Below are 13,120 nucleotides of genomic sequence, written 5' to 3'. Positions count from 1 at the left end.
GAAATTCTTATATTTTCTACCTTTATCCATTCTTTGAATTCACTACAATTATGGAACATATTATCGAAATATTAAAATCCGGCGGAACAATTCTTTACCCTACTGATACTATCTGGGGAATTGGTTGTGATGCCACCAATATAGAAGCGGTCAATAAGATTTTTGACATTAAAAAGCGCGAAAAAAACAAATCCATGATCATCCTTGTGGAATCTGAGAAAAGACTTCAGGATCTTGTGGATGTTCCTGAAATGGCCTGGGAAATTATTGATCTCAGTGAAAAACCGGTAACTATCGTTTACGAAAACCCAAGAGGTTTACCCAAAGAACTTCTTGCAGAGGATGGAAGTATCGGAATTCGTCTTGTAAAAAATGATTTCTGTAAAAAACTGATTACAAAACTGAACAGACCATTGGTATCTACCTCTGCCAATTTCAGCGGTGAAAAAAGTCCATTGAAATTCTCTGATATTTCTGAGGAAATAATCAGCCTTGTAGATTATGCAGTGGAAGAAGACAGAGAAAAAGTTTCAAAATACTCAGGTTCTTCGGTGATCAAAATATGGAATGACAACAGAATAAAAGTTCTTCGGGAATAAGAATTCTGAACTTTTATGTTTACTTTTTAGAGTCTTGTCAGTTCATATCGGCAGGATTTCTTTTTTTTAATTCTATCTTTGCAAACTCAACTCATAAACTATTTGCTATGAATCATCACGAATTTGCCCAAATGTGGATCAATGCGTGGAATTCTCATGATCTGGAGGATATACTTTCCCACTATTCAGATGATATTGAGATTACAACTCCTATGATTGCACTGGCTACGGGCGGTAAAGAAAGTTCTTTAAAAGGAAAAGAAGCTGTTCGTGAATATTGGAGAAAGGCATTGGATAAATTTCCTGACCTCCATTTTGATCTGATCCATTCCACAGCAGGAGTAGATTCGGTAGCATTATTTTATAAGTCGATTATGGATAAACATGCCGTTGAAGTCATGTTTTTTAATGAAGAGGGAAAAATTAGTAGAATGTATGCTCATTATGATTAATGGGTAACATACGTAGAAATTGTCACTATTATCAACGATGAAAATTAATCTTAATCAAAATAAGAATTTAAAACTATTTAAAATCATTTCTGAAGCAGCAGAAAGGAATAACCAGTCCGTATACATTGTGGGTGGTTATGTGCGAGATCTGCTGATGAACAGAAAAGCATCTACCGATATAGATTTTGTAACGGAACAAAGCGGTATCGAGCTTGCTCAGAATGTAGCTCAGGATATAGATCCGAAATTGAAGGTTTCCGTATTCAAAACTTACGGAACGGCTATGATCAAGTATAAAGAACTTGAACTTGAGTTTGTGGGAGCAAGAAAGGAAAGCTACACAGAAAACAGCCGGAAGCCAGAAGTGGAAGGCGGAAGTCTTGAAGATGACCAGAAAAGAAGAGATTTTACCATCAATGCGATGGCTATTTCTTTAAATAAAAATAATTTCGGAGAATTGATTGATCCTTTTAATGGGATTGATGATCTTGAAAAAGAAATTTTAAGAACTCCTCTGGAACCTGCGCAAACCTATTCTGATGATCCGTTAAGGATGATGAGAGCAGTGCGTTTTGCTTCCACTTTAAATTTTAAAATTGAGGAAAACTCTCTGAAAGCGATCCAACAGGAAGCAGAAAGAATCAGGATTGTTTCCATGGAAAGAATCATGGTAGAGTTTAACAAAATCATGATGTCTGAAAAACCGTCTATCGGATTGAGACTGATGGAACAAACCGGTCTTATGAAGCTTGTTATTCCTGAACTGATCGAACTGAAAGGCGTGGAAGAAGTGGAAGGACAAACTCACAAAGATAATTTTTATCATACGCTGGAAGTAGTGGATAATATTTCTGTGAATACCGATAATCTTTGGCTTCGCTGGTCTGCCCTTCTTCATGACATTGGGAAAGCTCCGACGAAAAAGTTTGTAGAAGGAACAGGATGGACTTTTCACGGGCATGAATTTTTAGGTTCAAAAATGGTAAAAACACTTTTCCAGAGATTGAAATTACCTTTGGGAAGTGACATGAAATATGTTCAGAAAATGGTCAAGCTTTCATCAAGGCCAATTGCGCTGATTACGGATGATGCTTCAGATTCTGCATTAAGAAGACTTTTATTTGATGCAGGAGAAGATCTGGAAGACCTTTTCACCCTTTGCAAGGCAGATATTACCACTAAAAATTCTAAAAAACAGGAGAAATTCAAAAGAAACTTTGAATATGTAGCGGTCAAGATCAAGGAAGTGGAAGAAAAAGATCAGGTAAGAAACTTCCAGCCGCCTATCACCGGAGAAGAAATTATGGAAATGTTTAATCTTAAGCCGGGCCGTGAAATTGGTATCCTGAAAGAGAAAGTGAAAGAAGCTATTCTTGAAGGTGAAATTCCCAATGAAAAAGAAGAAGCGACGAAATTTGTCATTGCTGAAGCTGAGAAACTGGGATTAACCTTATAATTCGATTTAGAAAAATATTAAAAAATCCGGCGGGATGTTCCATCCCGCCGGATTTTTTTTCTTAAGGAAACAAAGCCGGCCGGTTTCTTCGAAACCGGCCGGAAAAAAACACAAATGATGAAAAAATAAAAAATTATTTTTAGAAGTAATAATTATTGCGGGTTAAGGAAAGTTCCGTTAGCACCAAGACCACCTGTTTTAAGGGAAGTAAGCTTGGTACCCGTAGTTGCTGAATATACAGTCATTTCGCTTTCCTGAGTGAATTGTTTAACATCTGATGCAAAAATTCTACCATCAATAACATTAAATCCATAAAGCGTAAAATAAGGACCACCATCTGCAGCTGTTAATAGCGGGCTTGCAGGAACTGTTGGTGTAGCTAAACTTGTTGTATACACTTTATTGGCAGAACTGAAATAGATTTTATCATTATCAATCTGAAGATTGGTAGCACTTGGAATTCCTGTCAACGTAACTACCGGTGTCATAGCCCCTGTGCCGGAGATTTTATAGATATAAGAATCAGTAGCTGTAGAAGAAATTGTATATACATTGGATTTGTATGAAATAGTACTGTTAATCTTACCATTCGGAACAGTAAGTTCAGTTTTACTGTCATTAGAAGTATTGATATAAGTAATCATATTTCCATATCCGGAAGTAGCATTCTGCACAAAAATATTTCCACCTGCTTCTACTGCTTTATCAGCCCCGCCTGTCATCGTGATTTTGCTTACAAATGAATAGTCGGAAGCCTTATATTTTGTTACACTTGTTGCATTCGTAGAGAAGTTTAGATTAGCAACATAGATAAAATCATTAGCAAAAGCAATTCCTCTCGGGTTATCAATCTGATTAGTGATTACTCCTAATTTCTTAAATGTATAACGGTCTACTACAACAATTTTGTTTGAGTTATTGATCACAAGATAAGCCTTATTTCCATTAAGACCAATGGTCTGAAGAACGTCACCCAGAATTTCTTTATTGTTATTGTACCCATATACGTCATCCTGCTTTAAGCTTAAATCTCTTGTCAGGAATGTTACTTTAGCACCCTGGCTGTTAAAATTACCTTCATTAGAGATAAAATATCCGTTCTGGTAAGTGATCGGAGAAATTTCAAACTCGGCAGAGTCACTTGTACATGAAGACATATTAAACAATAGTACAACTGCAAATAAGACAGTTAAAAGTTTAGTTATTTTCATAATTTATTCAATTTTAATTTATTAAAAATTTATTGCTGCATACACACTATAGTTTCTTTTTGGTAAAGGATAGAAAGAAACGGTTTTATAGTAGGTATTGGTTAGATTATTCACTTTAAACCCTAAGGTATATTTTTTTGCTAAGGTGGCAGAAACTCCCATATTTAAAAGAAAATAAGGATCTATAGCTTCTGATCTCTTTTCATCACTTGTGGTGTAGGTAACACCGTTCAGCTGTCCCTGTGCATAAAACCTGAAGAAACCATATTCGTAATCTATACCGGCATTTCCCCTGTGCATGGGAACGTAAGGTCTCTGCATCTTCGTTTCTTTATCGATAGCTTTTGCATAATAGTATGCTGCATTGGCTCTGAATTTATGATTTCCCCACTGCTTGCTGAAAGACAACAGGGATTCCAGCCCGTAAGATTCGGATTTATTGACATTGTATGCCTGCCAGTATCCCATAGCCGTTGGAAGCCATACAATAAGATCTGTGATGTTCATATAGTAGGGAGACAGAGTAAGTTTGAAATCTCCCACTTTGAACTCATTGGTCATATCCACCTGAGTAGAGGTTTCCGGTCTCAGATCTTTATTTCCTCCCGGTTCATAATAAATATCATTAAATGAAGGATATCTGAAGTTTTTGGATACGTTAATACTCAGATCATACCATTTTGCGGCGTTCCATTTTCCGGAGAATGAATACATAAAAGGAGACTTTACATCTTCTACAAAATCTTTTTTGAATCCTCCTTCAAAACGCAGATCTTTTGTTGCAAAATACCGCAATAATCCTGAAACAGAACCTATATTCCTGCTGACATTGGATATTCCGCTCTCGTACCCTTCTCCTTTATTAATCTGAAATTCTCCGATGATATTAAAATTCCATTTTGAATTCAGGAAATAATTAAAATCATTTTTAAAGATATAATTTTTCCCGGTTCCTCCACTGGATTTAGGTTGGTTTAACGAACCGAAATACTGAAAATTCTCTTCCGTATAGGCTGCTTTAAGGGAATTACTGAACTTCGCTTTGTTCCAGTCCCAAGAAAGAAGACTTCTTACACTTTGAGTTGTATATTTTGTTTTTGTTCCCGTTTCCTCATATACAGGATAATGCTGTGAAGAATCAAAAAACTGGCTTTGCCACGAAACCTTATGATCGTTTGTAATTTTATAGGATGCTCCTACATTGAACGTCGTATTGTAATAATTCCCGTTTCTGTTGATGTAATTCAGATCGCTTACCTTATAATCATTTTCACTTACAGAATAATTTCCGGAGGCTTTAAAACTGAACTTATCATTGCTGTAAGAACCTTTTACAAAGTTATTATAGGTATTAAAGGAAGCCACTTCAGAGAATAAAGAACCATGGAAGCCTTTATTAAAATCAAGAGTATTATTCAGGTGAATACTTCCCCCGATGGCACCACTTCCGTACACTACACTTCCTCCACCCGCTTTGATACCGATCTGATCATAGCCGAACAAAGCAATATTATTGATATCTCCCTGGCCTAAAAAATTAGAATTGATATTAATTCCGTTCCATACGAATGCAGTCTGCTGGGCAGTTGTTCCTCTGAAAGAAGGCGAAGAAACAGCACCACGGCCATTTTCTTTAATGAAAACCTGCGATTGAAACCTCAGAAGCTCCGAAAGATTACCGGAGTTTTTTTCAGCATCTTCTGTTGTAATTGTTTTTACGGGATGAAAAAGTTTCACCCTGTTCATCTGGTTGTCGAAGACATAAATAGTGTCAATAGTTTTCTCTTGTCCAAAAAGAAAACACCCATAAGATGAAAAAAGCAGTACTAAAGATCTTTTTATATCCATACTTTTTTACTTTTCCTCCGAAAGCAATATGTTTTTAATTATAATCCTGGCAGGTCTCCTGACTTTCGCATTCTGCTCCTTCCCGTTTTTACACAGTGGCGTTTTGCAGAAACTTGTGTTGCGATTTACAGTTGCGGGGACAGTCCGGGAGTTACACCCGATTCCCTTTTCATTCCAAAATACTGGAAACCAAAATTTTTGCAAAGATAGTTTTTTATATGTATTTGCCAAAAACCAGACTTTTCTATACAAAATATGCTATCCTTTTGTTATATACACAAAAAAGAACGGCCGCTTTCAATATTGAAAACAGCCATTCATCCCACTACTTTACTATTTATATATGTTACTTTTTAATAAATTTATAAGGCTCCTGTTGTACTCCTTTTACTGAATATTGTAAAATATAATCTCCTTTTGACAGGGATGAAACATCAATCTGTCCTTCTACAGTATCCAATGATTTTACCTTTTGTCCAACCATATTATAAATTTCTGCTTTCTCTATTTTTCCTTTTCCTTTAAAATACAGGATGTCAGCCACTGGATTAGGATAGATACCTATATTGTTTTTCTCTTTCACAGCATCACTCACCGATAAAAATTCAGAAGTATCCAGGTAAAAAGCAATCATCTGCCCTGAAGCATTCGTCCCTGACCCGGCAATTTTCTTTCCGTCCTGTGAAATTGCAAGAGGAAGTCCCATTGTTACTCCATTAGTGGCAATTCCTAAAGATGCCGCATAATCATTCAGGTTAATTCTCCCGGCGGCAGAGGTCCAGATAAAGCCTTCTCCTGACATGGGAGGAGCCCCAAATGCTCTGTAATACCCGATCACTTTTTTCCCATCAGCAGAAATCCCGGTGGCACCTCCTTTGAAGCTGAAAGAAGCATTAGGATGCGTTATATAAGTAAGTCCGCTCACAGCATTCCATACATAAGGATTAGGATTTGCCGAACCTATTATTGTATTTCCGTCAGCAGAAATTCCTCCTGCTTCTCCTACATGATTCCCATTATTATCTGTAATAAAACTTTCCACTCCATCCTGCCATTTTGCTCCGCTTCTTGTTCCAGTTGATTCATCCTGCCAGCCTACAATCACTGTTCCTGCTGCATTGATTGCGTTTGCTCTGGAGCTGCGTCCGGGAACTATACTTCCCAGATCTACCACGCCGTTTACTTCGTCCCATTTCACAGCATGCGCATTCGCTGCGGTGAGAAAACCAAGACCAACAATAGTATTTCCATCAGTCGACATTCCCCAGGTAGAGCTTACGCTGCCATCCCATCCTGTAGGTACAAGCCCGCCTCTGTTTACCCATGTGGCCGTAGCGACATCATAAGTAGATATTTCATTGAATCCTGTTGCGGCATTGGTAACCGACGACGATATTTTGGTTCCGTCATTCGAAACAATGGTTCTGCCTGCAGCCGGATATCCGTTTGTTATAGAACCTATCTGTACGAGTCCTCCTGCAGCATTCCATTTATATATACTTCCTGCACTGGTGTGCAAGCTTACTACTCCATTATCCGATACTGCGCCTACATTATAATTTCCCAAGCCGATTACAGTAAGCTGCGCTTCTGCAAAACCAAATTTCAGGAAAAGATAAGCCATCAATATTTTCATTGACATTCTGTAAAAATTTTTCATATTTTATTATATTTAGCGTTTTGAATTGGTGAAAACAATATTAATACAACATTCACTCAATTAAAAGAAATTGACTTTCATAATTCGTGAATTTTAAAAGAGTTTAATTTTTAAAATACTAATAACCAAATAGATATAAAACAATATTTTGAATATGGATTTTACCGGAATTATTCAAAAAAACACAAAAAACAATTTATCAGGACAAAAATTATTTCAAATCTTACTGTTTATTTTCTGCTTCCTTATTACCAAAGGACAGTCCGCCCCCGACTTCAATATGCTAGCAGATAAAGCATTTCTGAAATTGTATCAGAATCCCGACGAATGCATCAGTTATACCCAGGGAATTCTTGTGAGTGATCAAAATAGAGAGCACAAAATTGTACTTCAAAATATTATTTCACAAGCTTTTGCCCTGAAGGGAGACTATGTACAGTCTGTCAATATTTTTGCTCAAAAAGAAGATATTGATCAGAAAAATAACCTTTCATATTTTATGCAGGTCTTCAGTGGTTATAATCTTGCTGATCAGTATCAGAATCTGGGTTTATACAATCAGTCAAAGACAATTATTACCAATCTTTTATCCGATCAGAAACTTCCTAAAAGTAATGATCGTTCCTTAAGAATCACCACTGCAAAATTGTATCAGCTTCAGGCATTAAACTCAGGAATCAACAGAAACTATCCTGAAGCCTTACAAAATCTTGATAAAAGCAACCAATACCTTGGGAATCATAATGAAGAGAACAGAATTTTAAAAATAGAAAACAGAATTTTTCGCTCTTCTTATCTGCTGAAGCAGAATAAATCAATAGAATATAAAATACTTATAGAAAATGTGATTGCTGATCTTGAATCTCAGAAAAACCAGCCGTTTCTTTTAGGTTTGGCTTATGAGAATCTGTCCCAATACTATTTTCTGAAGCAGGATTATGCAACCTCTATTCAAAAATTGGAGGCAGGTCTTCGATTGATCGAGAATCTTCCGTTTAATAATTTAAAAATTAAAATTTACGAATCACTGTCCCGTAATTATTACGCGGTACATAATGATGCAAAATATCATCAGTACAATAAACTTTACACTGATTTAAAAACAAAAACAGATTCCGGTTCAAAAGAAGGGATACGATATCTGGTGAAGCTTGTGGAAACCAATCAGAATAAAAACATTGAATTTCAGAGGTATATGCTTTTAAGATCTTCCTCGGTTTTAATCTTCATTTTATCTTTGATAATCCTGGGCTTGCTTGCCTATTTTTTAGTCATTAGAGGTAAAAATAAAGATTTAAAAAAACAGTTTGATTTCTTTGAAAAGCAGACCAGCCAAAAGACTCAGCCGGCTATTTCAAACAAAACAAATACAATAAAAGATAACGGGACGCCAAAAATATCGAAGGAAAAAGAAGATGAAATTCTCCAAAAGCTAGAAGAATTTGAAAAATCCGATAGGTTTCTCAATAAAAACATGTCTCTGTCGCTGCTTTCTTCTCAAATGGAAATCAATACAAAGTACCTTTCCGAAATTATTAACAGTAAGGAAAAAAACTTCAATGGATACATTAATAAACTTAGAATCAATCATATTGTACAGCTATTAAGAACTGATTCTACTTTTCTTAATTATAAAGTAAGCTATCTTGCAGAATATTCCGGGTTTTCTTCACACAGTGCTTTTACAACTGTTTTCAAATCTGTTACCGGCATGTCTCCCAACACCTATATTCAGGAAATCAGTAAAACAAAAGTCTTATGAAATCAATTTTAAAAATAGTACTGCTGCTGGCTGTTTTTTGTCATTGTGTGAAAGGCCAAAAGACACCCGATAGTGTCTTAATAAAAAAAGCAAAACTTGAAATTTATGACAACCCCGATAACACCATCAAAATCGGGGAACAATTATTAAAAAAATCTCATGATATAAAAACCTCCATTGATCTCTATATGCTGCTTTCAACAGCCAATATTGCTAAAAGAAATTTTGAGGAATCTTTACAATATATTTTAAAAGCAAAAGAACTTCTACAAAAAACCAATGACCCCAGAAGCCAAGCCGGGGTTCTCATTTCAGTCGCTATCCAGTATCAGCAAATGGAACTTTTTAACAAATGTCTTGAAACACTGAATGAGGCTGAACAGTATATTGCAAAAATTCCTGAAAAAAATCCTGAAAAATATAGTGAGACTGCAGCAAGCTATGCGATAAGAGGAATGGTTTACAAAAGCCAGTCTAATTCAGAAATTGCTTTGGAAAAGTTCCTGATTTCCATACAGAATTATGAAAAGGTTCCTGTAAAGAAAACCACTTACTCCAATATGAGTGTGGTATACTACAATATTGGATACTGTTATCTGAACCTTAATGAGATTGACAAAGCACAAGAGTCATTTTTACAGTCTGTCAGCTATGCCCGGAAGAATTATGGTAAAAGTCTGGAAGCATTTGCTTTGAAAGGAATTGCTGAAATACACAAACAAAAGCATGAAAATCAAGCCGCAATAGATCTCTTACTAAAAGCCGGGGAACTTTGTAAAAATACCGGAGATATCATCCTGAATGAAGGGCTTTACAAGGAATTGGCAGAAAATTATCTTGCTTTAGGACAACAGGATCTTTATCAGCAGTATAATAAAAAATACCTGGAAATGCGATTTCAAAGAAAGCAGAATGAACTGAAGTCTATTAATCAGGTGATCGACAATCATAACAGGGAAACCGTTTTAAAAAGTGAGAAACTAAAATCTGATGATCGTTATATTAAAATAGGTTCTGTTTTCCTGGGAGGTATTCTTATAATTCTACTGTTATATCTTATTATAAAAATCAGAAAGCAAAATAAGAAGTTTCATCATGAGATACAGCAAATGATACGAACATCATAAGCTGTAAAAAACAAAAAACATTCCCGGTTGGGAATGTTTTTTTATAATTTTCAATTTACTTACCAATAACCTCGGTAATTGGGTTTCCTACATTTCCACTCGGGAATTGAATTTTCAATAAAGAAGATACCGTAGGTGCAATATCCGTCATGTGATATTCTTTATTGCTTTCTCCCTGCTTCACTCCCCAACCCATAAAGATCAATGGAATATGAGAATCGTAAGAATTCCATACGCTGTGCGTAGTTCCTGTTTTAGAATATGGCGGAAGCATAGAATCGTGAGAAATTAACTGGATATCTCCGCTTCTCTGTCTGTTGATCCCGTTAATAATTCTTTGTTTGATTGGCTCCGGAATGCTTGACTCCTGAACTTTGTCTACAGAAACAGCATATAAAACAGTAGGATCTTTCTCAATTTCTTTTACAGCGAAATTTCTAACATCATCCAATTCAAGCTTGTTGTCTGCCAATACTTTTCTGTCGAAATAAACCTGATAGTTATCAATGGCGTTGACCAGTTTATCGGTTCCGAATTTTTCTTTCAGTTTCTGGTTCAGATTCTTTTCCGCATCTTCTCCAAAGAAACCTGTAGGGATTTTATGTTCTTTAAGGAATCCTACAGAGTGTGCTCCACCGTGGTCAGCAGAAAGGAAAACCGTGTACTCGCCTTTTCCTACTTTTGAATCAAGATACTTGAAAAACTCAGCTAAATCCTGATCTAATCTGATATATACATCTTCTACTTCAATAGAATTCGGCCCGAATTTATGTCCTGCATAATCCGTAGATGCCAGATTAATCGCTAAGAAGTCTGTAATATTATCTCCACCCAGCTTTTCACCTTCTACAGAAGCTTCTGCCAGTTTTAAAGTCAATGTATTTCCAAAAGGTGTATAACGGATATTGTCTTTTTTAGTCTGGTAATCTTTTGCTAAATTACTGTAAGGGAAAGTAGGTGTTTTTGCACTTCCCAACAAGCCTTCCCAAGGTGAATTGTCTGGTGCGCTTTCTGTATATTCATTGATTGGAAGTAATGTATTCCAGCCATTGGCTACTAATTTCTCAGGAAGATTCTGAGAGTTGAATGATTTTACCCACTGTGGAAGATCATTCATATACCATGTACTGGTAATGAAATTTCCTGTGCTGTCATCAAACCAGAAAGCTCCGTTTGGAGTATGGCCTGCAGGAAGAATGGAAGCACGGTCTTTCAAAGAGACACCGACTACTTTTCCCTGGAAATTTGTTGCCAGTCTCAATTCGTCAGTTACTGTGGTAGACCAAAGGTTTTTCGGAGAATGGCTTCCTGTTTTTGTATTGGTAGTACCTACCGGCTGAACGTTCTCATCTGCGGTACAGTAAACTCCTTTACCTGTTTCCTTATCTGTCCAGTCATTTCCGGCAATACCGTGAATAGCAGGTACAGATCCCGTATAGATACACGTGTGCCCCAGAGCCGTAATGGTGGGAACATAAGGAATATGTACATTATTTAAAGAATATCCTGTATTTAAAAGCCTTTTGAAGCCGTCATTCCCGTATTTACCATAAAAACGGTACAAATAGTCCCAACGCATCTGGTCTACTACCAGACCAACGACTAATTTGGGTCTTTCCAGTTGGGTATTTCTGTTCTTCTGTGCATTGATTGTAACTACGGAGAATAAAGTAGCTGCCGCAATTGAAATGTTCCTAAGCATCCAAGTAAAATTTTTATTGATGACAAATTTAAGGGTTTTGAAAGTTTTGGAGTGTGAAATTTTATTTAATTTTGATTATTGTACAATTATCAACCAATCTTCTATGATTTTAGGCGTATACTGGTATTTCAAATTTCCGGAACAATTATATGACTTTCAATTTTTCAAATTTTCTCCTGGACTTGGAGGACATGCCGATACTCCTGCTGAACTGACAACCAGAGTACAAGTGGAAAATACAGATGATTTTATTCCTAAACTGGAAGCACTAAAATCAGATTTCAAGAAAACATATTTACACCTGAATATCGATGGAAATCAAATCATCATCAATATTGGAGACCATATGCTTTTTGATTTTCATTTTCAGTTTGCTAAATTGGTTGAAGAGCTATTGATCCGTGAAAATGCAGTATTATTGGATGCAAGTCTTCCTTTTGCCATTCAATCCAGCAAAAACTATCCTCCGGAAAAGGAGGAATTCAAAAATATACAGCACCGTTTCATTCAGATGGTGGGTTCTGACTTCAAAAAAAGTAATGCAGAACATTATGCTGCCAGAATTGATTGTAATCTGCCTTTGCAGCATAAAAAAGAATTGATTGATGACCTGACCCGGATTTCCAGAGAAGAAAACCTTCATGTATTTTATTATAATGATTTTGATTTTAAAGATCATTGTAATCTGATGCTCTTTTTCACCAATGGCAGGCAGAAAAAAGATTCCTTGCAAAAGGTTGACATCAATTCATTTGGACGTAAAGTGCGGCAGCTTAGCCAGAAATATCCTCTTCATTTCGGTCATTTCGGAAGCTTTAAGGAATATCCTTTACACGGACCCCATTCAGTGTTGATAGTAGATGAAGAATATATTGTAAACAAGAAATAAACCTTTCAGATTCAATCTTATGATCAAATTCAAATATGTTATTCTGTACGTGGAAGATGTAGAACTGTCCATGAATTTTTATAAAAACACCTTTGGTTCGGAAATAAAATTCATCACTCCTGAAAAAGATTATGGCGAACTGCTGACCGGGGAAACAAGTCTTTCATTTGCTTCTGTGAGCCTGGCCAATTCCAATATTAAAAAAGGATTTTTAACCGCAAAAACAGAAGACAAACCTTTTGGAATGGAACTGGGATTTACAACGGATGATGTGGAAGCCTTGGTAGAAAAGGCACTAAAAAACGGGGCTGTTCTTTACGAAGATATCGCGGTAAAACCATGGGGACAAAAAACAGCTTATATCAAAGATCCCAGCAATTATCTGGTAGAAATCTGTACTGAAATGCAATAAAA

The 13,120-nt window shown here is 36.2% G+C and carries 11 protein-coding genes and 1 riboswitch; of the genes, 7 read left to right on the top strand and 4 right to left on the bottom strand.

Annotation, left to right across the window (positions count from 1 at the left end; translation table 11 throughout):
- The first annotated feature begins 50 nt into the window (after positions 1 to 50).
- From AC59HC_RS18965 to AC59HC_RS18955, 3 genes are all read left to right on the top strand, one after another.
- Positions 51 to 599, top strand: a complete 549-nt coding sequence (locus tag AC59HC_RS18965) for an L-threonylcarbamoyladenylate synthase (RefSeq protein WP_110011358.1) — start codon at positions 51 to 53, stop codon at positions 597 to 599.
- A 107-nt stretch (positions 600 to 706) separates the two neighbouring features.
- Complete coding sequence (locus AC59HC_RS18960) at positions 707 to 1,051, top strand: nuclear transport factor 2 family protein (RefSeq protein WP_395974651.1); 345 nt, start codon at positions 707 to 709, stop codon at positions 1,049 to 1,051.
- Positions 1,052 to 1,088: 37 nt separating this feature from the next.
- Positions 1,089 to 2,507 carry a CCA tRNA nucleotidyltransferase gene (locus tag AC59HC_RS18955; RefSeq protein WP_110011356.1) on the top strand — a complete coding sequence of 473 codons (1,419 nt, stop codon included), beginning with the start codon at positions 1,089 to 1,091 and terminating at the stop codon, positions 2,505 to 2,507.
- 152 nt (positions 2,508 to 2,659) lie between these two features.
- On the opposite strand, the gene AC59HC_RS18950 is transcribed toward AC59HC_RS18955, so the two are convergent.
- The 3 genes from AC59HC_RS18950 to AC59HC_RS18940 form a co-directional block, all read right to left on the bottom strand.
- On the bottom strand, positions 2,660 to 3,718 hold the full coding sequence (locus tag AC59HC_RS18950) for a YncE family protein (RefSeq protein WP_202838854.1): 1,059 nt from the start codon (positions 3,716 to 3,718) through the stop codon (positions 2,660 to 2,662).
- 21 nt (positions 3,719 to 3,739) lie between these two features.
- Positions 3,740 to 5,566, bottom strand: a complete 1,827-nt coding sequence (locus AC59HC_RS18945; protein ID WP_496559157.1) for a TonB-dependent receptor plug domain-containing protein — start codon at positions 5,564 to 5,566, stop codon at positions 3,740 to 3,742.
- A 31-nt stretch (positions 5,567 to 5,597) separates the two neighbouring features.
- Positions 5,598 to 5,775: riboswitch (cobalamin riboswitch) on the bottom strand.
- A 137-nt stretch (positions 5,776 to 5,912) separates the two neighbouring features.
- Entirely contained in the window at positions 5,913 to 7,226 is a 1,314-nt protein-coding gene (locus AC59HC_RS18940) for a T9SS type A sorting domain-containing protein (RefSeq protein ID WP_496559156.1), read from the bottom strand.
- Positions 7,227 to 7,380: 154 nt separating this feature from the next.
- Here AC59HC_RS18940 and AC59HC_RS18935 point away from each other — a divergent pair, with 154 nt between their 5' ends.
- Both AC59HC_RS18935 and AC59HC_RS18930 read left to right on the top strand, forming a co-directional pair.
- Entirely contained in the window at positions 7,381 to 8,988 is a 1,608-nt protein-coding gene (locus AC59HC_RS18935; protein WP_496559155.1) for a helix-turn-helix domain-containing protein, read from the top strand.
- Positions 8,985 to 10,115 (top strand): tetratricopeptide repeat protein, encoded by a 1,131-nt coding sequence (locus tag AC59HC_RS18930; RefSeq protein WP_343642035.1) that lies wholly within the window; start codon positions 8,985 to 8,987, stop codon positions 10,113 to 10,115. The genes AC59HC_RS18935 and AC59HC_RS18930 overlap by 4 nt, the downstream gene beginning before the upstream one ends.
- A gap of 55 nt (positions 10,116 to 10,170) precedes the next feature.
- On the opposite strand, the gene pafA is transcribed toward AC59HC_RS18930, so the two are convergent.
- Positions 10,171 to 11,817 carry an alkaline phosphatase PafA gene (gene pafA / locus AC59HC_RS18925; protein ID WP_343642033.1) on the bottom strand — a complete coding sequence of 549 codons (1,647 nt, stop codon included), beginning with the start codon at positions 11,815 to 11,817 and terminating at the stop codon, positions 10,171 to 10,173.
- A 19-nt stretch (positions 11,818 to 11,836) separates the two neighbouring features.
- Between pafA and AC59HC_RS18920 the strand changes: the two genes are divergently transcribed.
- Together AC59HC_RS18920 and AC59HC_RS18915 are read left to right on the top strand one after the other, a co-directional pair.
- On the top strand, positions 11,837 to 12,706 hold the full coding sequence (locus AC59HC_RS18920; protein WP_496559154.1) for a hypothetical protein: 870 nt from the start codon (positions 11,837 to 11,839) through the stop codon (positions 12,704 to 12,706).
- A gap of 19 nt (positions 12,707 to 12,725) precedes the next feature.
- On the top strand, positions 12,726 to 13,118 hold the full coding sequence (locus AC59HC_RS18915) for a VOC family protein (RefSeq protein ID WP_202838847.1): 393 nt from the start codon (positions 12,726 to 12,728) through the stop codon (positions 13,116 to 13,118).
- Positions 13,119 to 13,120: the final 2 nt, after the last annotated feature.

It is taken from the genome of Chryseobacterium sp. DZ-32 (assembly GCF_059587025.1).
The sequence above is the reverse complement of the archived record's forward strand: the minus strand, read 5'-3'. Positions and strand labels throughout refer to the sequence as shown.